This window comes from Noviherbaspirillum sp. FW303-A3, from assembly GCF_058788695.1.
Map to the genome: position 1 here is coordinate 641,090 of NZ_JBYTAZ010000001.1, position 22,952 is coordinate 664,041.

Annotated in this window: 30 protein-coding genes; 19 read left to right on the forward strand and 11 right to left on the reverse strand. The window is 61.0% G+C overall.

Going from position 1 to position 22,952, the window contains the following annotated elements; genetic code table 11:
- Positions 1-84: 84 nt before the first annotated feature.
- The 11 genes from AC3WOY_RS03105 to AC3WOY_RS03155 all read right to left on the reverse strand — a co-directional run bounded on the left by AC3WOY_RS03105 (position 85) and on the right by AC3WOY_RS03155 (position 8,144).
- Entirely contained in the window at positions 85-1,794 is a 1,710-nt protein-coding gene (locus tag AC3WOY_RS03105; protein ID WP_492420909.1) for a DUF3141 domain-containing protein, read from the reverse strand.
- Positions 1,795-1,928: 134 nt separating this feature from the next.
- Positions 1,929-2,219: a hypothetical protein gene (locus tag AC3WOY_RS03110; protein WP_492420910.1), complete on the reverse strand. Its 291-nt coding sequence runs from the start codon at positions 2,217-2,219 to the stop codon at positions 1,929-1,931.
- A 32-nt stretch (positions 2,220-2,251) separates the two neighbouring features.
- Positions 2,252-2,755 (reverse strand): L-2-amino-thiazoline-4-carboxylic acid hydrolase, encoded by a 504-nt coding sequence (locus tag AC3WOY_RS03115; protein ID WP_492420911.1) that lies wholly within the window; start codon positions 2,753-2,755, stop codon positions 2,252-2,254.
- Complete coding sequence (locus AC3WOY_RS03120; RefSeq protein ID WP_492420912.1) at positions 2,752-2,943, reverse strand: hypothetical protein; 192 nt, start codon at positions 2,941-2,943, stop codon at positions 2,752-2,754. The genes AC3WOY_RS03115 and AC3WOY_RS03120 overlap by 4 nt, the downstream gene beginning before the upstream one ends.
- A 39-nt stretch (positions 2,944-2,982) precedes the next feature.
- Positions 2,983-3,276 (reverse strand): hypothetical protein, encoded by a 294-nt coding sequence (locus tag AC3WOY_RS03125; protein WP_492420913.1) that lies wholly within the window; start codon positions 3,274-3,276, stop codon positions 2,983-2,985.
- Positions 3,277-3,368: 92 nt separating this feature from the next.
- Positions 3,369-3,836: a hypothetical protein gene (locus AC3WOY_RS03130; protein WP_492420914.1), complete on the reverse strand. Its 468-nt coding sequence runs from the start codon at positions 3,834-3,836 to the stop codon at positions 3,369-3,371.
- Positions 3,837-3,866: 30 nt separating this feature from the next.
- On the reverse strand, positions 3,867-6,245 hold the full coding sequence (locus AC3WOY_RS03135; RefSeq protein WP_492420915.1) for a heavy metal translocating P-type ATPase: 2,379 nt from the start codon (positions 6,243-6,245) through the stop codon (positions 3,867-3,869).
- A 15-nt stretch (positions 6,246-6,260) separates the two neighbouring features.
- Positions 6,261-6,929, reverse strand: coding sequence for a methyltransferase family protein (locus tag AC3WOY_RS03140; protein ID WP_492420916.1), 669 nt, complete (start codon positions 6,927-6,929; stop codon positions 6,261-6,263).
- The gene (locus tag AC3WOY_RS03145; protein WP_492420917.1) at positions 6,926-7,219 is read right to left on the reverse strand and encodes a DUF2933 domain-containing protein; all 294 of its coding nucleotides are present in this window, start codon (positions 7,217-7,219) and stop codon (positions 6,926-6,928) included. The genes AC3WOY_RS03140 and AC3WOY_RS03145 overlap by 4 nt, the downstream gene beginning before the upstream one ends.
- A 157-nt stretch (positions 7,220-7,376) precedes the next feature.
- The gene (locus AC3WOY_RS03150; protein WP_492420918.1) at positions 7,377-7,781 is read right to left on the reverse strand and encodes a hypothetical protein; all 405 of its coding nucleotides are present in this window, start codon (positions 7,779-7,781) and stop codon (positions 7,377-7,379) included.
- 156 nt (positions 7,782-7,937) lie between these two features.
- Complete coding sequence (locus AC3WOY_RS03155) at positions 7,938-8,144, reverse strand: heavy-metal-associated domain-containing protein (protein WP_492420919.1); 207 nt, start codon at positions 8,142-8,144, stop codon at positions 7,938-7,940.
- A gap of 149 nt (positions 8,145-8,293) precedes the next feature.
- Here AC3WOY_RS03155 and AC3WOY_RS03160 point away from each other — a divergent pair, with 149 nt between their 5' ends.
- The 19 genes from AC3WOY_RS03160 (at position 8,294) to AC3WOY_RS03250 (ending at position 22,941) form a co-directional block, all read left to right on the forward strand.
- A complete protein-coding gene (locus AC3WOY_RS03160; protein WP_492420920.1) occupies positions 8,294-8,944 on the forward strand; it encodes a hypothetical protein in 651 nt (216 codons plus the stop codon).
- 96 nt (positions 8,945-9,040) lie between these two features.
- The gene (locus AC3WOY_RS03165; RefSeq protein WP_492420921.1) at positions 9,041-9,370 is read left to right on the forward strand and encodes a hypothetical protein; all 330 of its coding nucleotides are present in this window, start codon (positions 9,041-9,043) and stop codon (positions 9,368-9,370) included.
- 2 nt (positions 9,371-9,372) lie between these two features.
- Positions 9,373-10,794, forward strand: coding sequence for a TolC family protein (locus AC3WOY_RS03170; protein ID WP_492420922.1), 1,422 nt, complete (start codon positions 9,373-9,375; stop codon positions 10,792-10,794).
- Between the two features lie 15 nt (positions 10,795-10,809).
- On the forward strand, positions 10,810-12,207 hold the full coding sequence (locus tag AC3WOY_RS03175; RefSeq protein ID WP_492420923.1) for a multicopper oxidase family protein: 1,398 nt from the start codon (positions 10,810-10,812) through the stop codon (positions 12,205-12,207).
- A 40-nt stretch (positions 12,208-12,247) separates the two neighbouring features.
- On the forward strand, positions 12,248-12,760 hold the full coding sequence (locus AC3WOY_RS03180) for a cupredoxin domain-containing protein (protein WP_492420924.1): 513 nt from the start codon (positions 12,248-12,250) through the stop codon (positions 12,758-12,760).
- Positions 12,761-12,766: 6 nt separating this feature from the next.
- Positions 12,767-13,207, forward strand: a complete 441-nt coding sequence (locus AC3WOY_RS03185) for a DUF411 domain-containing protein (protein WP_492420925.1) — start codon at positions 12,767-12,769, stop codon at positions 13,205-13,207.
- A 22-nt stretch (positions 13,208-13,229) separates the two neighbouring features.
- Entirely contained in the window at positions 13,230-13,580 is a 351-nt protein-coding gene (locus AC3WOY_RS03190; RefSeq protein ID WP_492420926.1) for a copper-binding protein, read from the forward strand.
- 182 nt (positions 13,581-13,762) lie between these two features.
- Positions 13,763-14,119 (forward strand): PilZ domain-containing protein, encoded by a 357-nt coding sequence (locus tag AC3WOY_RS03195; RefSeq protein WP_492420927.1) that lies wholly within the window; start codon positions 13,763-13,765, stop codon positions 14,117-14,119.
- A 129-nt stretch (positions 14,120-14,248) separates the two neighbouring features.
- Positions 14,249-15,544, forward strand: coding sequence for a type II restriction enzyme NmeDI-related protein (locus tag AC3WOY_RS03200; protein WP_492420928.1), 1,296 nt, complete (start codon positions 14,249-14,251; stop codon positions 15,542-15,544).
- A gap of 494 nt (positions 15,545-16,038) precedes the next feature.
- Positions 16,039-16,542, forward strand: coding sequence for a hypothetical protein (locus AC3WOY_RS03205; protein ID WP_492420929.1), 504 nt, complete (start codon positions 16,039-16,041; stop codon positions 16,540-16,542).
- A gap of 187 nt (positions 16,543-16,729) precedes the next feature.
- Complete coding sequence (locus AC3WOY_RS03210; protein ID WP_492420930.1) at positions 16,730-17,278, forward strand: lytic transglycosylase domain-containing protein; 549 nt, start codon at positions 16,730-16,732, stop codon at positions 17,276-17,278.
- Positions 17,275-17,985 carry an OmpA family protein gene (locus tag AC3WOY_RS03215; protein WP_492420931.1) on the forward strand — a complete coding sequence of 237 codons (711 nt, stop codon included), beginning with the start codon at positions 17,275-17,277 and terminating at the stop codon, positions 17,983-17,985. Before AC3WOY_RS03210 ends, AC3WOY_RS03215 begins: the two co-directional genes overlap by 4 nt.
- Before the next feature lie 68 nt (positions 17,986-18,053).
- Entirely contained in the window at positions 18,054-18,410 is a 357-nt protein-coding gene (locus AC3WOY_RS03220; protein WP_492420932.1) for a hypothetical protein, read from the forward strand.
- 33 nt (positions 18,411-18,443) lie between these two features.
- Positions 18,444-18,743: a type IV conjugative transfer system protein TraL gene (gene traL, locus AC3WOY_RS03225; protein WP_492420933.1), complete on the forward strand. Its 300-nt coding sequence runs from the start codon at positions 18,444-18,446 to the stop codon at positions 18,741-18,743.
- A gap of 18 nt (positions 18,744-18,761) precedes the next feature.
- Positions 18,762-19,319: a type IV conjugative transfer system protein TraE gene (traE, locus tag AC3WOY_RS03230; RefSeq protein ID WP_492420934.1), complete on the forward strand. Its 558-nt coding sequence runs from the start codon at positions 18,762-18,764 to the stop codon at positions 19,317-19,319.
- Complete coding sequence (locus tag AC3WOY_RS03235) at positions 19,316-20,116, forward strand: type-F conjugative transfer system secretin TraK (RefSeq protein WP_492420935.1); 801 nt, start codon at positions 19,316-19,318, stop codon at positions 20,114-20,116. The genes traE and AC3WOY_RS03235 overlap by 4 nt, the downstream gene beginning before the upstream one ends.
- A 2-nt stretch (positions 20,117-20,118) precedes the next feature.
- On the forward strand, positions 20,119-21,492 hold the full coding sequence (locus AC3WOY_RS03240) for a TraB/VirB10 family protein (protein WP_492420936.1): 1,374 nt from the start codon (positions 20,119-20,121) through the stop codon (positions 21,490-21,492).
- Positions 21,479-22,309 (forward strand): DsbC family protein, encoded by an 831-nt coding sequence (locus AC3WOY_RS03245; protein ID WP_492420937.1) that lies wholly within the window; start codon positions 21,479-21,481, stop codon positions 22,307-22,309. The genes AC3WOY_RS03240 and AC3WOY_RS03245 overlap by 14 nt, the downstream gene beginning before the upstream one ends.
- A complete protein-coding gene (locus tag AC3WOY_RS03250; protein WP_492420938.1) occupies positions 22,306-22,941 on the forward strand; it encodes a TraV family lipoprotein in 636 nt (211 codons plus the stop codon). The genes AC3WOY_RS03245 and AC3WOY_RS03250 overlap by 4 nt, the downstream gene beginning before the upstream one ends.
- Positions 22,942-22,952: the final 11 nt, after the last annotated feature.

A 22,952-nucleotide genomic window follows, 5' to 3' on the forward strand; every position in this document is an offset into this window, starting at 1 on the left:
ATTCAGGCTACATATTACGGTCATGCAATAAGCATGCCGTCTCCATATGGGCAAGGTTGAGGATGTCAGTAAAGCGTACTCCTTTCAGTCGCGTCCATAGACGATCGTAAACATTTGTTCGGAGACTGCATCCCTCAAGCGTCGATAGCTGTCCAGAGATTGGGAAATCGCTTCGCTCGCCCTGCCCTCCATCGTAACGAACGAATTGTCCTCATCGGCCGTATTTCGGGCAGCTTCAACTAAGGGTGCCATTAACCTGACGAGCTGCATTGCGGGATTGAGTTTTTCGGAGAACATGAGGACGCGCGTGCGCATCGGATGCATCCATTTGAGCATTTCGGCACTCAGGGGATTGGCGGCCGCCGTGATCCAGGGACTGAGCATCAGGCGGTACCAGAATTCATTCCATTGCGCGACGGCGTAGACATTTTCAAACGCATGCACCGGATAAGGGAAGCGGATCTGCTCGACCTGCCGCTCCTCGAATCGCACCGAGTATTGTGGTTTGCGGCAGTCCGGATCTCCGGTCGGGTTCTCGATCTTCATCTCGTACAAGCCCGGCGGCAGCGCCTCCAGTTCCCCAATACTCTCGAGTATTGCCCGGTGTTCCAGCCGCGCGACCGCCGCGGAAACGAAGATGCCCAGATGCCCGACGTGAGGATTGAGCAGGTAGACGATGCGCTGGCCGGCGGCCTCCAGCTCAGCTGTCGTCGGGTAGACGGTCGGAATCCAGTTCAGGGCCTGGTGCGGCGGCGCGATGTTGTCGCCGCCGGACGCAAAGATCACCAGCGGATTGCGCACCCGCTTCAGGTCCACATAGCACCCGTGGCAAATCTTCATCAGACCGCGTTCCAGCTTGTTGCCGATAAAAAGATTCTCGACGATGGCCAGGATCTCGTCCCGGCTCAGGAAGTAATACCCGGACCACCATCGCTCGAATTCAAGGAAACGTTCGCGCTCGGTGTCGATATGCGTAAACACCTGGTAATTCTTATCCCACAGCGTATTTGCCGGATTCAGGTTCTCGAAGTTCTGGACGAGCCAGGCACCGTCCAGCCGTCCGTTTCCGAGATCGGCCAGTAGATGGGCAAGCCATCCGCCACCGGTCAGGCCGCCCGCCAGCCGCATCGGATTCACGTCGGACTGCCCTGCCCAGTACGACAATGGCGATCCATTGAGCACCGCTGGGCCAGCCAGGCCCTCGCAGCCGGCCGCCAGCAACATGACCGCCCAACCGGCCTGGCAATTGCCGTAAAGGACCGGGGCTTTTCCGCCATGGCGTTCGCTGACCGCTTCGACAAAGCGGCGTAATGCGTAAAGCACGTCGGCCAGCGTTTGGCCAGCCTCCGGCATTGGGAAGAAAACCACAAAGTACGTCGCGTGCCCCTCGTGCAACGCCATGCCCACCTCGGATTCGCGCTTGAATCCCCCAATGCCGGGGCCATGGCCGGCGCGAGGATCGACGATGACCACTGGCGGCTTTTTGTCGTCAATGCAATCGGCCGCTCTGTTACCGTGGCAGCCAGTAATACGTAGCAACGCATAGTTCGCCGGCCTCGAAAACCGGCGCGCATCGAGGATCGTTTCATAGTCGAAGTCGAGCAGCGGCGGCATGCCGGCCTCCTCGTGCGCGAGCATGTTGTTGGCGCGTTCGCGCAGTGTTTCCAGGAACAAGACGCTTCGCTGCCAGCGGTCGATCTGATAGCGCCACGCCTGCTCCCACAGGGGTTGAGGTTGCGGTTGAGCCTGTTTGTCGAGAGGGGCAGTTTGCGCATCTGTGCGGCGTGCTGCCATCCGCACGGCATCACGCGGCCGCACAGTTGCCCGCAGCCTGCTCACGCTGCGCTTTGTCGTGCCGTCCGCCGGCCGGCTATCGGTTCGCATTAGTGACCTCCTGTCTCGCTGCGGCATGCCATTCCTGGCATGCCCTACCTTGCCGGCACCACGATCCGGTAGCCGATGTAAAGAACCAGAATCGCGAGCAAGACCCAGCACACGCCCTCCGCCACGATCGCCCATCGCGGTTCGTCCAGCCCCTCGGTCCGCTCAAGTCGGCCTTTCTGGTACATTGCCCATCCATGCGTTGCGATGCCGAGTAGCAGCGCCGGCACGGCAAACGATTCGAGCCAGCGGGCGAACAGCAACGCGAGCCCGCCTCCGAGAATCCCCGCCCCCAGCCCGCCCAGCAAGTCCATCCGCTTGATTCGGTCCTGATTCACATTCGATTCCCTCATTCTTGTTCAATCCCCTGTTATCGCCTGCCACCGTCCTGCAACCTGCGGTCATAGACGAACGTGCACCGGCGGGCACCGCGCGCAATCGTATTCGGCACCTCAGTCCCGCGGTGAAACCGCATTTCCGGTGAATATTCATTGAAAACCGTTTCGTCGGACGCGCAGAATGCCTCCGCCAGCTTTGCATTCCCCATGTCGCGAAACGCCTCGAAAAACCGGCAGCGCGTGATATGCAGCGATACCTGGTTCTCGCTGTACAGGATTCCGTCGTTCTCGTTGTTCCGGATAAAGCCCTCACGGATCTGGGCTTCATGCTCCTGATGAAACCACTCCCATTTGCGCGGTACGCCCGCCGGCGGAAAGTATGCTTGCCGTTGCACGGCATTACCGAGACCGTAAATGAAATCGTGCGCTGCCCGGTATGCGACCTCTTCCCCGAATCGATCGCGCAGGCGGTTGTACAGTACGCCAACCAGCAGGAACGTCCGTTTCACCTCTCGCAACCCGTCGTCGTCGGTCACCGCGCAAACTGCTTCCGGTAATGGGGCGCGGCAACCAGCATGCCGACGATAAACGGCACGCGGCGCCAGCCAAGCAAAGGTCCAAGGACATCGCTGAGCAGACGTGGCACAACACCGGCAAGAATCATCAGCCGGCGCCGTTTTTCCCGCCAGGGATCGAGTTTTACGTGTGCCATCGCCGCTTGCATGGCTGGTTGTCCTGTCACCGGTGTACTGTCCAGAACGCCCTATTTCAGCGACCAGTTGAACGAGCGCGGCTTTGATTCGCCCGCCCGGTCTATGCGCAATTCGAGGCCCGCAGGTATCGGTTGAATTGCGTTAAACCGCAATACGCCCTCCCGATGATGGCCGCCTGGCGGATCTCCCTTCCATTCAAGCGGGCTGACACTCGTTCCTCCGGCCGGAACAAGGACGGCACTCTTCATCAGGTCATCCTTCAATTCTTGCGAGTGCGTGTCGAACACCACGTCGAACTCCCATACGTCGCCCTGCAGGCCGCGTGGCGTCGCCTTGACCGTCACTGCAGATTGGGTACTGCTCAACATCGGAAGCGGAGGTGCCGCCAACACGGAAGCGCATGCCGCGATTGCGGTGGATAGGACGATTACGCGAATTATGCGAGACATTGTTCATGCTCCTTGGTTGCCTTGAAAACCTTGCTTCCGATATAGCCAATGCCGGCCAGGTTCAGCAGCAGGCCAATCCAGAAAAACTCCACCTGATACTGTGCGGCGAACGCGACCAGCCCGCTTGCACCCAAGACCGGCGCGACATTGGCGAGATAGTGTGCGCAACAGGAAATCATCGCGGCCGTCGACGTGGTTCCCGAGGTGGCGACGACGGCACCGGCATCCTTGGACAGGTTCACGATTTCGCGCAACCGAATGAAAAGTGCCACCTGGAGCGCAAAACCGGCGGCAAGCGGCAAAACGTAGAACCAGAACTGCCCGAACTGATCGATGGCAAAATCCCAGCCGGACAGGATCGACAGCGTGCCGAAGTACACGGCAAGTAACAGGGCACCGACACCGACACCGAGCGCAACTGGACGGCCGGAACCACGTAATGTGTGCATAGCCATGATCCTCTCCTTGTGTCGCGTTGACCTTCCCTACTCTTTGGTGCCACGCAAACGAAGCGCGTTGGCGATGACCGACACCGAACTCAAGCTCATGGCCAGCGCCGCCACGATGGGCGACAGCAACTGCCCGGTGAACGGGTACAGCAAGCCGGCGGCAAGCGGAATCCCGAGCGCGTTGTAGACGAAAGCAAAGCCGAGGTTCTGCCGCATATTGCGCACCGTCTCGACCGACAGGTTGCGCGCGCGAGCGATCGCCCGCAGGTCGCCCTTGACTAGCGTGACATGGGCACTGTTGATCGCCACATCGGTGCCGGTTCCCATCGCAATGCCGACGTTCGCCTTGGCCAGCGCCGGCGCATCATTGATGCCGTCGCCAGCCATCGCCACCACTTTCCCTTCCTTCTGCAGGCGTTCCACCAGCACCAGCTTGTCCTGCGGTTTCACTTCGCCATGCACCTCGTCGATGCCGAGGCGCATGGCGACCGATTTTGCGGTGGTGACGCCGTCACCGGTCGCCATGACCACCCGCAGGCCGGCTTCCTTCAACACGCGCAAAGCCTCCGGAGTGGTGGTTTTGACCGGATCCGACACCGCGATGAGCCCGACCAGTTTCCCGTCAGCGGCGAGGTACATCACGCTGGCGCCCTCATTGCGCAGCGTCTCCGCCTGCTTTACCAGCATGCGCCAGTCGACTTTCTCAGTGTCCATCAAGGCGGTGTTACCCAGCGCAATGCGGCGGCCGGCTACCATCCCGCGCACCCCGATGCCGCTCGATGACTCGAAAGTATCTGGCTTGTCGAGGGCAATGCCGCGCCGGCGTGCTTCGTCGACGATCGCATGCGCCAGCGGATGCTCACTGCCCTGGTCGATGCTGGCCGCAATTTGCAACACGTCTTCGTCGCGGTAGCCGAGCGCGGCGACCACGCGGTCAAATGCGGGTTTTCCTTCTGTCAGCGTGCCAGTCTTGTCCACGATCAGGGTATCGATCTTGCGCATCCCCTCGATCGCGGCGGCGTCGCGGAACAGCACGCCTTGCGTTGCCGCGCGGCCGGTGGCGGCCATGATCGACATTGGCGTGGCCAGTCCGAGCGCGCACGGGCAGGCAATGATCAGGACCGCTACAGCGTTCAGGAAACCAAACAGCCAGCCGGATTGCCCACCGAACAGCCCCCAGACGACCAGCGTCAATAGCGCGATACCGACCACGACGACCACGAAGTAGCCAGCAACGACATCGGCCAAGCGCTGCATCGGTGCACGCGAGCGCTGCGCGTTGGCAACCATCTGCACGATCTGCGACAGCATGGTCTGCGAACCGACCTTTTCCGCACACATGATGAGGCTGCCGCTGGTGTTGATGGTCGCGCCGATCAGCTTGTCGTCCGCACGCTTGGTAACCGGAACGGGTTCGCCGGTCAGCATCGATTCGTCGACCGCACTTTCCCCCTCGAGCACGGCGCCGTCGACCGGCACTTTTTCACCCGGGCGCACGCGCAGGGTGTCGCCAATATGCACGTGCGTAAGCGGCACGTCTTCCTCGCTGCCGTCGCTGTTGATCCGCCGCGCGGTCTTTGGCGCCAAGCCAAGCAACGCCTTGATCGCTGCCGACGTCTGGGAGCGCGCCTTCAGCTCCAGGATTTGCCCGAGCAGGGTCAGCGACACGATTACGGCTGCCGCTTCGTAGTACACCCCAATCCGTCCTTCAGCGGCATAAACGGACGGGAACAGATCAGGCGCAATGGTTGCGGCGACGCTGTACGCGTACGCGGCGCCCACGCCGGTACCGATCAATGTCCACATGTTCGGGCTGCGGTTTTTCAGCGATGCCAGCCAGCGCACGTAGAACGGCCACGCCGCCCAGACCACGACCGGTGAGGCGATGACGAACTCGATCCAGCTTTGCGCAGGCAAGCCGCCATGCATCAGCTTGTGGCCGAACATCGCAATGATTACGGTCAGAATTGTCAGCGGCAGCGTCCACCAGAAGCGCCGGCGGAAATCGGTCAGCTCGGGATTTTCTTCTTCGTCCAATGCCGGCATCACTGGCTCCAGCGTCATCCCGCATTTCGGACAGTTGCCCGGCGTCGGTTGGCGGATTTCCGGGTGCATCGGGCAGGTATAGATCGTTCCCTCGGGAACGGGCTCGGGATGCGCCACCGGGGCCGGGGCAATGTATGCCTGCGGGTTGGCGCGGAATGTGTCCATGCACTTGGCACTACAAAAGTGATACGAGGCGCCGTCGTGCTCAATGGTCTTTTCCGGGTTGGCGGCCACCTTCATGCCGCACACCGGATCGGTGTATGGCTTGTCGGCCTTCACCGGCGCTGCGGCGTCGCAGGCTTCACCATGCACATGGTGGTCGTGATGATGTTCGTGGTGAGCATCATGCGGGCGGGTCCTGTCGTCCATGTTGTTCTCCATTTTTTACCGAGGGCTGACGTTCGTGCCCGTCCTCCCGATGGCCGGGATGAATGCCGGCGTGCGCTGCCGATACGCTTCATACTCCCTGCCGAATTCCGCGACCATATCCTGCTCCTCCCGTTTGGCAAGGCGCGCGTATACAACCAGCAGGATCGGGAACATGATCAGGGTCACCAGCGTCGGCCATTGCAGCAGGAAACCGAACATGATCATCACAAAGGCGATGTATTGCGGGTGGCGGATCCGCGTATAGGGGCCGGCAACAGCCAATTGATGCGCGCGTTGCGCCTTGTACAGCACGTCCCAGGAAGCTGCCAACAGCAGGAAGCCTGCCGCGATCAGAATGTTGCTGGCGAGGTGGAACGGCCCGAAGTGCGGATTGACGTTCCACCCCAACATGGTTTCCAGCAGGTGGCCAGCGTCGTGCGAGAGGAAGTCGATACCTGGGAAGGTTTTTGTCAGCCATGGCATCAGCAGGTAGATGGTCAGCGGAAAGCCGTACATTTCCGTGAACAAGGCCACCAGGAATGCCGAGAACGCGCCGAACGAACGCCAGTCACGCGGGCTCTGCGGCTTGGCAAAACTGAAGGCAAAGATGATGAAGACCAGAGAATTGAGGATGACCAGCGTCCACAATCCGTAGGCTGGTGCTGCGTCATGGGCGGCGTTCATGATTGCTCCTTTCCATGATCATGCTTATCGGAGGGGAAGCTGCTGACGTTTGCCGCTCCCGGATCCGTGCGCGTATCACCGTGCCGGTGCGAGCCACCATGGCCGCCATGCCCGTGGAACAGATGCATCAATGGGCACGTAAGAATCAGCAGGTATGGAAGTGCGCCGTACAGATGCGCGCGATGCTCAGTAATCAGAAAGAAACCGCCGACCGCAAGAAAGCCGATCAGTATCCATTTCGTCCGGCTTGAAAGCCCCGGTTTGCCTTCGTGTTGGTCGTGGTGTGCCATGTGACGCTCCCGTTGCACGGTTCAGGTCTGCCCTGTTTGCGCAATGCATGTGCATGACAGGGCGGCGAGGAACGACGATTGCCGTGGCCCGGATTCGTCGTGTAATGGCGGGTACGGATACCCCCCTTTGCACGGCGCTCCGGTGGCGATTCGCGTGCTATAGGGTCAGACGTGTGGTGCGCAGGGATTGCGCCTGGACGGGAAGACGTTCGTCTTTGGAGACGGGCAGCGCGTGCTCGTCAGGAGGATAGAAGACTGGAAAATAGGCGGCGATAAAGTACGTCAGGAACTGCATGTCCGGCGCCTGGCCGGATGCTTCCTTGACCATAGGGGAAGCCTGCAAGTCGCAAGCAGCCTGGCATGGCTCATGGCCGTCGCCGGCATGCCCCGCTACGTGCCCGTCGCCGTCGCTGTCCATTGCCATGACGGCGCCGCCTGCGTGGTGGTCCATAGCGGCCGGGATGCATCCGTAAGCGCTGCCAACGGTGAGAGCAAAAATCCAGCCCAGCAGTACGAATACTGCAGCGGAACGATACTGGCGGATTTTTGCGAAGGCGAGCATGGTGTATGTACCGGTTGTCCTCGTGTTTATGCTACGGATTGCATTCGAAAAGTTGTTTGACTTGCATCAAGGTTCTCCAAATGCCCTGTACCTTCCAGACGTTGCCGGTCTGGCTTACCCAGCGCGGCCGGCAATTGTTGTGTCGATGGCGTCAGGTTAATCTCGAACGCAAGCACGCGCCGGATAGCCGGCTTGCGTGATGGCCGATGCGACCGCGTCGACGTCAAGATCGCTTTCCACATGTACGGTCTTGTTTCTGAGGTCGACGTTCACCTTCGCAGTATCGTCGACAGCGAGCACTGCCCTCCTCACACGCGAAGCACAGCCTCCGCACGTCATTTTTTCCACTTGAAGTTCATACATCGCAGGTTCTCCCTTGTTGACTGTATCTATACGTTAGACCTTCCCGCTATGGGAAGGTCAAGGAAGGTCAAGACCTTTCTTGAGATGTGCTGGTGCGCGCAGTCCTTCCGCCAAGCATTCCGTCATCGTGCTACGCCCACGAGAGTGCCTTGAACGACCGCTACACTATCCGCATTTTTCCCGGTTCAGCCCAACATTACAAAGATGTAATCAAACTGTCAGGTTACGGACGTGTTCTTTCGATACACTTTAGGGAAAGCAAATGCCTTGAGCACGTCGGAACCTTCCCACGCCGGAAGGCTGTCGAACCCCATAAACCCGTAGAGATTTCGTCTTACCTGCAGGCCCAGCTTCCGATCGTCTGCTGGATCAAATTAATGAACCGTTTCCTCAAGACATTTTTGATATGGATGCTGGCCGTCATGCTCCCGGCCCAGGTTATTGCGTCCTCGGTCAAGATGACTTGCGGCCCCGGTTCGCACACCCCGTCGCAGAGTACGGCCGAGTTACCACATTCCCATCACGAGCCTGACGCTGATCATGCGCGTCATCATCACGATATGGCTGGTGCGAGCGAGGAGATGTCCAGTTCGGACTCCGCGGACGTGGCCAGCAAGTTCAAGAGTTCCTATTGCAGCGCCTGTGCTGCCTGTTGCATCGGTGCCGCCGTCACACCGGCGGTGCTCGAGTGGACGCCGTCTAGCAGTAGCGCGTTTGCACCCGTCATCGCATCTGTTTCTTCATTTAACGGCTTCATTCCCCCCGGCCCCGAACGGCCACCCCGCCCCATCGCCGTCTGATCTCTAGGTTTGCCCTGGCCAAAGCCTGCAGTGGCTGTCGCTCGGCGTATTGATGAACCGCGCAATCTCGCGCCTGTTTGAGATTCAAAGGAAACCATGTCACTTGGACGCTGGATGGCGATTGCCATGCTGGTTGCCGCATCTGTCGCTGCGACCGCGCAAGAAAACTCCCGTGCAGCGGATCCGGCCGACCCGACTGCCGCCGCTGCCCCTTATCGCTACGAATCGGCATTCAGCTGCTACCAACCGATGCTGGAGACGGAAGAATCTCCGGCACAAGCATGGCGTGCCGCCAACGATGAGATGGGAAAGCTCGGCGGTCACGCAGGCCACCTGGAAGGTACCGAGGCTGCGGCGGATCGCGTCAACCCCGCGCCACCCGGGCAAGCACACCACGGCATGGACCATCAGAATAAAGGAAAGTAAGGATGCGCCTACCCGGTATACACACACAGCGCCTGAAGCCGGTCGTGCTCGCCTTGGCGGCGGTGCTATTGAGCGGCTGCGCGACGTTTTCCAGCGATGGCGGCCTCGATACCGTCTCCGCGCTCACCAAAGAGCGCACGGGTCAAAGCGTGCTCCAGGCAAAGACGGATGCCGATACGACCGCAATCGATAAGCCCCTCACCGAGCTGCTCGGCAAGCCCTTGACGCCCGACGGGGCCGTGCAAGTTGCATTGTTGAACAACAAGGGTTTCCAGTCCTCCCTGGCGGAGCTGGGAATCGCCGAAGCCGACCTGGTACAAGCCGGTCGCATGCGCAATCCCAGCTTTTCGTTCAGTCGGCTGCGGGAAGGACATGACGTCGAGATCGAGCGCAGCATCATGTTCGACCTGGTCGGATTGTTGACGATCCCGCTGCGCACCAATATCGAGAGCCGCCGGTTCGAGCAAGCCAAACTACAGGCCGCGTCGCAGGCGGTACGGCTGGCCGCCGATGCCCGCAAGGCATACTTCAATGCGGTCGCGGCACAGCAAACAGTGCAGTACATGGAACAGGTGCTGACCGCAGCCGAGGCCGGCGCCGAGCTGGCCAAGCGCATGGCCAAGGTTGGGAACTGGAGCAAGCTGGATCAGGCACGCGAACAGGCGTTCTATGCCGATGCGGTCGCGCAGTCCGCCCGCGCGCGCCACAATGCGACCGCGGCCAGGGAGCAGCTGACACGCCTGCTGGGATTGTCGGGAAACAGAACCGCCTACCAACTGCCCGATCGCTTGCCAGATTTGCCGAAGGCATCGAAGGACGTGTCCGATATCGAGGCACAGGCGATGCAGCAGCGGCTGGATGTCCAGATGGCCAAGCGCGACGCGGAGATGACCGCGGCGGCGCTCGGCCTATCAAAGGCAACCGGGTTTATCAACGTGCTGCACGCCGGCTACGCCAACAAGAGCGAGACCGACGCGCCGCGCGCGAACGGCTACGAGATCGAACTGGAACTGCCCATTTTCGACTGGGGACGTTCCAGGACCGCGAAGGCGGAAGCAATCTACATGCAATCGGTGCACCGCACCGCCGACACGGCGATCCGCGCGCGTTCTGAAGTACGGGAAGCCTACTCCGCCTACCGGACCTCGTATGACCTTGCCAAGCACTATCGCGATGAAATCGTGCCCCTGCGAAAGAAGATCTCGGATGAGATGCTGCTGCGCTACAACGGCATGCTCGCCGGCGTCTTCGAGCTGCTAGCCGATGCGCGCACCCAGGTCAACAGCGTCAATGCCGCGATCGAAGCCCAGCGCGACTACTGGATAGCCGACACCGACCTGCAGATGGCGATCAACGGCAATGGCGGCGCGCCCGCGCCAATGCGCGGCAGTGCCGCGACTGCCGAGGCCGGCGGCGGACATTGAAGGAAAGGAACAGGAATGGTTTCACGTAGAGATTTCTTTATGGGCGCCGGTGCGGTGGCATTGGGAGCCGGCCTGGTCAGCAAGGCCGGCGCCGCCTCGCTGCCGGAAGCGCCGCTGATGAGCGATGCGACCACGCAGCCGCCACTGATGCCGTCCACCGGGCGGCCGTACAACCCAGTCGTCACGCTCAACGGCTGGTCCCTGCCCTGGCGCATGAACAACGGCGTCAAGGAATTCCACCTGGTCGCAGAACCCGTGGTGCGCGAACTGGCGCCCGGGATGAAGGCGCATTTGTGGGGCTATAACGGCCAGTCCCCGGGGCCGACGATCGAAGTGGTCGAAGGCGACCGCGTGCGCATCTTTGTGACGAACAAGCTGCCGGAACACACCAGCATCCATTGGCACGGACAGCGCCTGCCCAACGGCATGGATGGCGTCACCGGCCTCACGCAGCCCGGTATCCCGTCCGGCAAAACCTTCGTCTACGAGTTCATCGCCAAGCGTCCCGGCACCTTTATGTACCACCCGCATGCCGATGAAATGGTGCAGATGGCGATGGGGATGATGGGCTTCTGGGTCACGCACCCGAAGAACCCCAACTTCATGAAGGTCGACCGGGACTTCGTCTTCTTGCTCAACAACTTTGACATCGAGCCTGGCAGCGCCACGCCGCGCGTGAACACAATGCTCGACTTCAACCTGTTTGCCTTCAACAGCCGCGTCTTCCCCGGCATCGATCCAATGGTCGTGCGCCAGAAGGATCGGGTGCGCATCCGTTTCGGCAACCTGACGATGACGAACCACCCGATCCACCTGCACGGTCATGAATTCGTTGTCGCCGGCACTGACGGCGGCTGGACGAATCCGGCTTCGCGCTGGCCGGAGGTGACGGTCGATGTCGCCGTCGGCCAGATGCGCGCCATCGAGTTTGATGCCACCGATCTCGGTGACTGGGCCTTCCACTGCCACAAGTCGCATCACACAATGAATGCAATGGGCCACGATGTGCCGACGATGATCGGCGTGGACCATCGCGGCGTCGTGGAAAAGATCAACAAGCTGGTCCCTGATTACATGGTGATGGGCGAGCGCGGCATGGCCGACATGGGCGAGATGGAAATGCCGCTACCGGACAACACGCTGCCGATGATGGGCGGCCAGGGGCCGTTCGGCGGCGTCGAAATGGGCGGCATGTTCACGGTGGTGAAGGTGCGCAAGGACCAGAAGCCCGGGGATTACAAGGATCCGGGCTGGTACAAGCATCCGGCCGGGACTGTGGCGTACGAGTGGAAAGGCCCCGTACCCGAGCCGACACGCAGCAAGTCACCAGGCGGTCAGTTGACGGCACCGACGAACAAACCGGACGGCGTTGAACTGAAGGCACGCAAGCCTTCCGGCCACGGCGGCCATTAATTGCCGAATCGGAAAGAAATACACATTTTGGAGGACCCAATTGAAGAAAGCATCTACCCACATTTTTGCCGCCGCCATCTTCGTCGCGTTGTCTGCAGCCCTGCCCGCTGCAGTGCAAGCCCACGGTGAGACCGATTCCGTAGCCAAGGCGAACGCGGAAATTTCGGCCGAAGAGCACGGATTCGGCAAGCAAGGCGATCCGAAGAATGTAACCCGCACCATCGCCATCGACATGAGCGACAGGATGCGCTTCGGCCCGTCTGAAATCACCGTCAAGGAAGGAGAAACCATCCGTTTCGTGGTTACCAACAAGGGAAAAATGCTGCACGAAATGGTGATCGGCACCATGGATGAGCTGAAGGCACACGCCGAAATGATGAAGAAGCATCCCGGGATGGAGCATGACGAACCCTATATGGCGCACGTTGGCGCGGGCAAGAAGCAGGAACTGGTTTGGCAGTTTACCAAGGGCGGCGAGTTCTACTTTGCCTGCCTGATCCCCGGTCATTTCGAGGCGGGGATGCTCGGAAAAATCAAGGTTTTGAAAGGATAAATGAAGATGAAACGCATGTTGGTGCAGTCCCTCCTGACCGGAGCCCTCGGCGTCCATCTGGCTGCCGGCGCGGCTGCTCCTGTCATTGACGTCTACAAGAGCGCGAGCTGCGGGTGCTGCATCGAATGGGTCAAGCATCTGGCGCGCAACGGGTTCACGGTGAAGGCGCAGAACGTCGCGAACCCCTCCGACTACCGTGAAAAGTTCGGTCTGCCGCAGGCGCTCGGCTCCTGCCATACCGGCATGGTTGCCGGCTACGCGCTGGAGGGGCATATCCCCGCCGACGACATCAAGCGCCTGCTGGCGGAGAAACCGAAGGCCAAGGGACTGGCCGTTCCGTCGATGCCGCTGGGTTCGCCCGGCATGGAAGGACCGCGCAAAGACCCGTTCGACGTACTACTGGTCCACGCCGATGACCGTTACTCGGTCTACCGGCATTACAACTGAAACTGAATTGAAAGGAGCTCAAATGAACACACTTGCCAAACTCACCCTGGCCTCGACTTGCCTGATCGTGATGCCCTTCACTGTACAAGCGGCGTCATCGCATGACTCGCATCACGGAGGCATGCAGATGACTTCGGCGGATGCTGCCGCCCAAATGACGGATGGCGAAGTGCGCAAGGTCGATAAGGACGCCAAGAAAATCACGATCAAGCACGGGGACCTGAAAAACCTCGGCATGCCGCCGATGACCATGGTTTTCCAGGTAAAGGATCCGGCGATGCTCGACCAGGTCAAGGCCGGCGACAAGATCAGCTTTATCGCAGATAAGGTCGGCGGCCAGTTGACGGTAACGTCGATTGAAATGAGGAAATAATGTCTGCTCGCTGCTAGCCCTGCACGCCTTGTCGACATCCGTGAGTAGTGCCAGACTCTGGTAGCGCATGCACGCGGCCGTTCCGTGCATGCGTTGCCCGAGAATAGGACTGCCGCCCTGCGGTGTTCAATTAAGTACGGCAAGTGCCAGTGCCCCGGCAATCATCGATGGAGGATATAAATATGGAAGGCGGACGACAAGATCGTCGGCGCTTCGAACGCATTGCGGTCAAAGCAGAATGCAAAATACTGGCACTGGACGGAAGCACCATAAAGGCTGCATCGTTGAATGTTTCTGCAGCGGGCATTGCACTGCACGTTCCACATTTGCTGCAGGCCGGCGACGAACGCATGCTGTCGATCGCCCTTCCTGCGTCTAGCCATCCGGCTCGAATCAATGCGTGGGGCAAGGTCGTCTACTGCCGACAAGACCAGGGCAACTTTTATGTCGGTCTCGTCTTCGTCGACATGGATTCCTGCAGTTCCTTTCATTTAAGACGACTGCAACGTGCGGGTTTGCCGATAACGCTGATGCATTGAGGCCGCCGCATGGCACGCCCAACTCACTGGTCCTGCGGGCCATCCTGACAGTTGTGCCTGTGTTGTTTTCATCTTGCTCGTGAGTAATTAAAATATCATCAAGACAAACATCACAACCGAACGGACGATATGGGTGAAGCACTGGGACGGCTGATTGCGCACTGGAAGGCGGACACGAATAGCACTTACAACACGTGGTTCCTGTGGGAAGAGCGGCTGAAGAACTTCCGCTCAATCCGCCGTGGCATCGGGCAAGTGGTGCGCGACATTGAATCCGGCACATTTGGCAATGCGTATCGGGGATCGTCGCTGGAAACAGTCGTTGGCTCGATTGCCGAGCAACGGCAGATCTTCAAGGGGGCCGACCACGCATTCCTGTGGAAGCCGAAACTGCGGATTCCGGATATTTACGAAAATCCGGCCAACCAGGCTGCCTTCGCACGCTTGCTTCACCACTGCGACTGCTGCGACTCTGCGGAGGACATCATTGCCGCGATCCACCGTATCGATGCGCTGGCAATCAAAGGACTGGGGCCGGCCGTCGCGAACCTTCTGTATTTTATCCATCCGACCCTTGTGCCGCCGTTCAACACGGCCATCGTGAAAGGCTTCAATGCCGTCACGGGCAGCAACGTAAAACTCGGGCGATGGGATCATTACCTGTCCATGCGTGAAGGCTTGATCCGTCTGAACGCCGAATACAGGACTGCTCTTTCGAACGATCTTGGCGCAATTGCCGGCTTGATGTTCGACGTCGGGACTGGGCGCTATGCCCCGCCACCGCGCGCGGACGACCCCAGCGCTGTCTCTTCCTGGGAAAGTGACCTGCAACGTGTACGGGAAGAGTCGGCCGCAGCGCAACGGCAATTGGAAGCCGCGCGCGAAAGTGACGCGACGCATACAGAAATCCAGGGCTGGCTGCGAGATTTGGGAACCGCGTTGGGCTTCGACGTGTGGATCGCTGCGAATGATCGCGGGAGAGAATATGGTTCTGGAAAGCTGGGCGACAGATGCCTTTCCCAGCTCCCCGAGGGTATCACCGCTGGCATGGATTCTGTCCGCCTCATCGATGTCGTATGGATTACGCCAGGTTCGCATGAAGTTGCAGCAGCCTTCGAGGTCGAGCACTCAACCTCCATTTATTCCGGCATCGTGCGCATGCTGGATCTGGCCCTCGGAACTCAAGTGGGAGAAAAGAGCACGCTGTTCCTCGTCGCGCCCGACAATCGCCGCGGCGAGGTGGAGCAGCAGCTTTGCCGTCCAGCGTTTTCCCGGGTCGCCGAGTTGAACATCCGCTACCTCCCCTACAGCGGGTTGAAGGAACATCGAAACGCTATTGCCAGATTCGGTTCTGGAACCAAGCCATTACTTGAGATTTCACTGGAGTTGCGGAGGAAAGGCGCGGCCCCCGGACAGCAGGTCTAATCAGTTAATATACGAGACGCCAACCGAAACCGGCTCGCTTCCCTTAACCGCATAAATGCGACCAACGCGCAGGCACATCCGACCTTATGCGCCTTCAGGAATTGCGTGGCCAATAATTCATAGCGAAAAACGCTAGTGCGTGAGATGAGCAGGCGATGCGGCACAACGCCGCCAAACAACGGACTCGTCCCAACAGATTTAACGAGCCTGTTCGAAGTAGAACAACAGGGCTGGCACCCGGTTTTTGGTCGTGAGCAATAGATGGAGTTATGCCTATCTGGAACGGTCGGCTTGGCATTGTGCCGGGCAGAGGTTATCCAAAAGCCGGCTGCCGGTTTAACTTGGATGGCGACAGCTCGTAACCATTCATGCCAATCGCGAAAAAGCCATATAAAGCAGCTTAATCCTCGGAGACTTCCACACTTTGGATCGATATTCTTCACTCATCAGTTGCACTCACTACGGCACACACTGATTGAAGGAAGAAAATGTCAATGCAAACCGCTATCTTGACCGAGCAACATGCCATCCCGTTCGCAACGCAGTTCGTCGTCGACTACACGGGCGACATCATCGAAACCCGGCTGTGTTTAGAAGAACACGATTGGCTGTATGCGTTATTCAAGAGCGAACAGAATGTCTCGCCAACGTTCCGCCTCCCCGACCTGATCAGCGCCTGCGTCTCCCTGGTGTTCGCCGAAGAAAATGCGGCGCTACGCATCTTCAAATTCCTCGGCACCGAGCTCGTATTGCGCATGCCGCACAATCCACGCCGCCGCGAATCCATGTGGATGGCACAGTACGAACTGCTGCTGGCAGTGCAACAGTCGCCGGCGAATATGCATCCGCATCCACGGTTTCAACTCGACCAGTTCACGACCGCCTGTGTCGCGTTGAGCCGTCAGGCCGATCCGTCTGGCGCGAATGTCCTGCGGCAGGCGCGCATCAACACGGCGGAACGCATTTCCCAAAGAAAGGAATCGCATCTGACCGGTTGAATCCGGTTGGCAAGCGAAATCTGTAACGGTGCCAGCCACCCTCACCCGCTAATACACCCGCTGCTGTACCACCCCGTCTGGGCCCTCGTCGCCAAGGCTCACCCGAACCCGACCACGGCCGGATATCCGGTCTCGACCGACATGCCCGTGCATGGTGCGCGGGGCGCTGTCTTCATTGGGGTGAGCGATGCGACGTCTTCCAACCGCTGGATTGCTTCTTCTGCTATGCGCTCCCGCGTATGCGAAGGCTTGCTGGGAGCAAGCCGCGCAACGCTACGGCGTCTCAGCCGAACTGCTCTACGCGATTGCGCGGGTCGAGTCACGTGGCAATCCGCAGGCGATCAACCTCTCGCACCGTCAGCGGACCGGCTCATACGACATCGGACTGATGCAAATCAACAGCTCGAATTTGCGCACGCTTGCGCGGCACGACATCCACGAACGCGATCTCTATCAGCCGTGCACTAGCATCCATGTCGGCGCCTGGCTACTTGCGCACAGCTTTGCGCGCCACGGCACCACGTGGGAAGGAGTCGGCGCCTACAACGCTGCGTGCAGCCGACTCAAAGGAGCGGCCTGCCAGAAGGCCCGCGCCAAATATGCATGGCTAGTCTATCGCCAGCTCCCGTCGCAACAAGCCTTGCAACGGCAAACGGCATCGACGAAGGACGCACATTCTCGATCGACCACGCAAGGTTTGCCGCCGTTCGCGTTTTCCGCGCGGGTGTCGCCATGATGTCGCAGGCGATCCGATTCCTTTCCGCGGTCAGCATCGCAGCGGGAACCGCGCTGCTCGCGACGGCATGCAGCCTGCCCCTGCAGGTCGAACAAGGTGATCTCCCCAAGTCGAAGCAAGTTCGTCCTGCCAGGAAGATCGCGCAGCTCCATTTCGGTCGCGACGCGTCGTTTGCCGTTTGCATCGAACCGGCCTGCCCCGCCGTCACCCGCAAAACGCTGCCCATACAACCGATGGCCGCCGCCAATGCCGCCCCGCCATCCGTCGATATCGCGACAACATTGGATCCCGGCGAAGTGGTGTTGAAAGTCCAGCGCAGCACCAGCGAGCCAGTGGTCTCGCCGGCCGAGAACCATCGCGTGTCGGTCATCGTGTATTTCGCCTCCGGCAGCGCAACGCTCTCAAATGCCGCCCGCGCTGCGCTCGACCAAGCCGCTTCCAGCGCGCGCGCAAGCGACCGCATCGTCGTCATCGGCCGCACCGACAACGTAGGTAGCAAGCGCGCCAACCAGACCCTTGCGCTGGCGCGTGCTCGCACTGTGCGCGATTACCTGCGCACCAAGCTGACCTCTCATCCCAGCCACGCCTTCACGCTCGATGCGCAGGGCGCTTGCTGCTTCACCGTATCCAACGACACGCCCAAGGGCCGACGGCAGAACCGGCGTGTCGAGGTCGTCTTCAGCGCTTCCGGGCAGGTGGTGCCATGACGCTTGATTTCCAACCTGCTCGCCCGTCACGCCAACGCATATCCCCTTCCACTTTTATGGAGAAATTCATGAACACCGCCCTGATCACTGTCGCCCCGATCCGCCGTTCCCCGCACCGCAAACCACTGGCGGCAGCAATCCTGATCCTCTTGCTCCTGGCCGGCTTGTGCGTCGCCTTCCCGGGCTATGCGCTCGACCTCGTGGCCTTCACCGGCATCACCGGTCCGCTGACGTCGGCGCTCACCCAAATTTCCGCACTGGGGCCGGGCATCAAGGCGCTGGTCGGGTTCGTCGGCTTCGTCGTCGCCCTGATTTCGCTGTCCGCATTGCGCAACTTCGGTCCCGTGCTGTTCTACGTCGGCCTGGCGATCTTTGCCGCGGTCGGCCTCGTGATCGCCGGCGCGATCATGGGCGCGGTTCTCTGAGCATCGGCCCTCTGTCACCAGCGGGAGCGTGCCATGCAAGCGGACACCTACATTCCCCGGCGCCTTGACGACCAGTGGAAGATCGGATTCTGGGACATCGATGTCGCCGCCCCGGTGCTGTTCTTCTTTTTCGTGGGCTATCTCGCCGGCACCAAGGCTTCGTTCGCCGCCTGCATGGCGATCGGCATTTTCCTCTCTCGCTGGCTCTCCCGCATCAAGGCGGACAAGCACCCGGCGTTCGCCATGCACTGGGTCTATTGGTGCCTGCCGCCCAACCCGCTCACGGCGATGCGGGTCACGCCGCCTTCCCACTTGCGCCGCATGGTCGGCTGAAGCGCACAGGAGCCTGCTATGGACTTTACCAAGCTCGATAACGATCTGAAGGAGATGCGCAAGCGCAACCGGAGCCTGGGCCTGACCGTCAGTAGCCTGATCTTCGCGTTGCTGCTCTGCCTGGTGATCATCCTCAACCTGATCGGCTCGGAACGCACGATCGTCGTGCCGCCGTCGATCGAGAAGACGTTCTGGGTTACCAAGGACCGCGCCAGCCGCGAGTATCTGGAGCAGATGGGCAGCTTCATCGCCTGGCTGATCCTGGATGTGTCACCGGCATCAATCGATTGGAAGAAAGACATCCTGCTCAATTACGTCGCCCCTGAAGAGCATGGCGCGATGAAGTCACGCCAGGAAATCGAAGCGGAGCGGATCCGCCGCATCAATGCCAGCACCTCCTTTTTGCCGCAGCAGCTCGTGCCGCACGAAGACAAACAGACCGTCGTCATCCGCGGCCGCCTGCGCACGCAGGTGAACGGCCAGGACACGGCCACGGAAACCAAGGCCTACCTCGCCGAGTTCCGGTACGCCGGCGGCCGCATGCATCTGAAAGCCTTCAAGGAGACTTCCCAATGAACAAGCCATGGCTTTTGCCGCTGCTAGCGGCGCCGTTCGCACTCGTCTACCTGCCTTCCCATGCGCTGCAGATGGTCGAAGCGCGCGATGGGGTCGCTGTCGAAGCGGTGATCTCGCTCAAGGAGCCGACCCGCATCCGCATCGAGAACGCACCGATTACCGATGTCTTCGGGAATATCCATTCGAGCAATTGCGGCCAGCCTGCCGCTGCAGCAGGGCCAGGCGCCACCGCTCCTCCGGCCCCCGCCGTCAATCCGACCGGTGAAATCATCCTGGAATGCGACCGGGACAAGGGTGAAATTTATGTCCGCCCCGTCGGCGCCTCGGCCAAACCGGTCAATTTGTTCGTCTCGTCGGCAAACGCCACCTACACACTGCTGCTGCGACGTTCGGACACGCCGTCCGACACCATCGTCATTCGCGACCGGAGCACGCAAGCCGACCTGTCGGCCTCTCGCCGAAGTCCGCTCGGGCCGTCGGCCAACCATATCCGCGGCATGAAAGCGCTGCTGGTGGCCATGGCGACCGACCGCGCCGCGCCCGACATGCGCGTGGAAGACATCAACCGCCCGATCCCGCTCTGGAACGAAGCCAGGTTCTCGCTGATGCGGATCGTCGAAGGGCGCGGCCTGGTTGGCGAAAAGTACCTGCTGACCAATGTCAGCGATCAAACGATGGTGCTGGCGGAACAGGAATTCGACCGAGCCGATGGCGGTGTCGTCGGCGTGGCCATCGAGAACCTGAATCTGCGCCCCGGTGAGTCCACCAGCGTCTATGTCATCCGGCTGGGGAGCTGATCATGGCTGCATTCGACACATCGCAAGTCAAGGGCATGGTCGAACGCCTGACGCCGAAACAACGGCAGGTCGCGACCTTCGCGGCGATCATGGCAGCCGGTGTCGGCGCCTTGTGGGCCGTGTTTGCCTTCACCGATAGCGGGACGAAGATTTCCCATTCCCCGCAGTCCGCCTCCACCGGCGCTGCCGCCCCGACCAACATCGGCGTGATGGCACCGGGTCAGCAGGTCAATCCGGTCGATCAATGGGTCGGCACCGCCGGCCGCAAGCTCGCGCACTACGAGCACGAGCGCGAGGAACAATCCCGCATCAACCGAGAGCGCAAGGAATTCGAAGACAAGACCATGCAGCGCTTCGGCGAACTGGAGCAACGGCTCACCGCTGCAGGAAAGACGCAACCCGAGCCTGTGAAACCGCAGCCGGCGCCGGCCGCGCCCCCAGCACCTCCACCCGCGCCGACGCAGTATCCGCCTTCCAGCGCGCTGCCTGGCGACCTGCCTCCGCCGCCCGGTCGCTCCGGTACGGCAGGAGCCATGCCTGCCGGCGCGAGCACGGAAACAATGGCCTCGGGGTTGGTGCACGTATCCATGGCCGAACCTGGCAAAACCCGGCAATCCCCAAGCTCTTCTTCAGAGCCTGCGCCGGATAGTGGCGGTCGTCCCGACACGATCGCCAGCTATCTGCCGGTCAGCTTTACCCGCGGTGTTTTGCTGGGTGGATTGGACGCGCCGACCGGCGGCCAGTCGCAGTCGAACCCGCACCCGGTGCTGATCCGGTTGTCCGATAACGCCGTGCTGCCCAACAAGTTCCGTGGCGAATACCGGGAGTGTTTTGTGGTCGCAGCCGGCTACGGCGACATCGGCTCCGAGCGCGCGTATCTGCGCACCGAAAACCTGTCCTGCGTGCGCGACGACGGTTCCACCCTCGAAGTCAAGATCCAGGGCAGCGTGTACGGCGAAGACGGCAAGGTCGGCCTGCGCGGCCGCCTGGTCACCAAACAGGGTCAGATGCTGGCCAACGCCTTGCTCTCTGGCATCGCCAGCGGCATCGGCCAAGGCTTGTCTTCGTCCTCCACCGACTACAGCACGTCGGCGCTCGGCACCGTCGCCCATACCTCGGGCGGCGACGCCTATCGCTCCGGGCTCGGCAGCGGCGTCGGCCGCGCGCTGGACCGGCTGGCCCAGTACTACATCAAGCTCGCCGAACAGACCTTTCCGGTGGTCGAGATCGACGCCGGGCGCGAGATCGACGTCGTCATCACCAAGGGCGTGCGCATCGACGGCCCTGCCCCATCCCGTGGGACAGCGAATGTCGCCTCGCTACGGCCTTCGTCCGAAGAACGCACCCTGAAAGGAGTCAACGATGAAGACTATTGATCGCGCACTGCTTGTCGCCGCTTTTGCCTGCATGGGCGCCTGCTTCAACGCCGCGGCTTCCCCGTCGACGGCCGACGAAACGCGCTTGCTGGCGGCCCTGCGGAAAGCCCATCCCGGCACGCAGTTCACCGGCGTGTCCCGCACCCCCATCCCGGCGCTGTATGAAGTGTGGATGGGCCCGAACCTGGCCTTCGTCTCCAGAAACAACCTGCGCTACCTGGTCTTCGGCCGCGTGTTCGATACGAAGACCATGACCGATCTGACCGGGCCGAAACTCGCGGAAGCGGAACGCGTGCACGAGGAAACCGAAGAACGGGAAAACGCCGCGCTGGCCATCCCGATCGAGCGGTTGCCGCTGGCTGACGCCATCAAGACCGTGCGCGGCAACGGCGAGCGCCTCCTGGCTGTCTTCAGCGATCCGGCCTGCCCCCACTGCAAGCGGCTGGAACCCGAACTCGACAAGCTCGACAACGTCACGATCTACACGTTCCTGGTGCCGTTTCAAGGCGCTGCGCTGCCCGCCGCCATCTGGTGCGCGGCGGACCGGCAGAAAGCCTGGCATCGGGTCATGGTGCAAGGCGACCAGAGCTTGCTTGCAGCCTCGTCGCCCCCGTCTACCGCTCCCTGTGCCCATCCGCTCGAACGCAATCTCGCACTCGCGCAGCGGCTGAAAGTGCGCGGCACGCCGACGATTTTCTACGCGGACGGCCGCCGCAGCGCCGGCTACGCTCCTGCCGCCGACATCGAAGCCCGCCTCGCGCTCGTGCATGCGCCCGCGCCGGCCGCCAACGCGCAATCGAACGAGGTGCAGCCATGACACGCCCCTTCTATTCAACACGCGCCATCAGCATGCTGATGGCCTGCTTGTCGATCTCGGCATGCGCCAACATCAGCGGTTTGGGCGGCAGCAGCGAGTATGGCTGCAAGGCTCCGCAAGGCGTCCGCTGCGAATCGGTCTCCGGCAACTATTACAACGCGCTCAAGAACAATCTGCCGTCGCAACGTGAACGTCGCGAGGCGCATGCCGCATCGAATCTCAACCCACGCACGCCGGCAGTGCATGCGGAATCTGCGGCAGCGACGAATGCCCCAACGCTCGGGAAAACGACGACGGACACCGCCTCTCCCTTGCGCGCCCAGGCCCGCGTGCTGCGGCTCTGGTTCAAACCGTGGGAAGACGCCGACCGGGATTTGTATGACCAGGGCTTTGTATACGTGCAGATCGATAACGGCCGCTGGCTGATCGACCATGTGCAGCAGCGCATCCGCGATGCCTATGCGCCGATTCTGCCGCCGCGCTCGGCGGCGCTGCCATCCGCCGCGCCAACCAAGCCAGCCGATCCCCGTCTTTCCGGCAGCGGTACGCCCGGCAGCCATTCCGGCCCGTCCGCCACTGCACCAAAGCCACTGCCCGGGACAGCCAACTTGCCCGACAGCGACGGCCAATGACTCCACGAGCG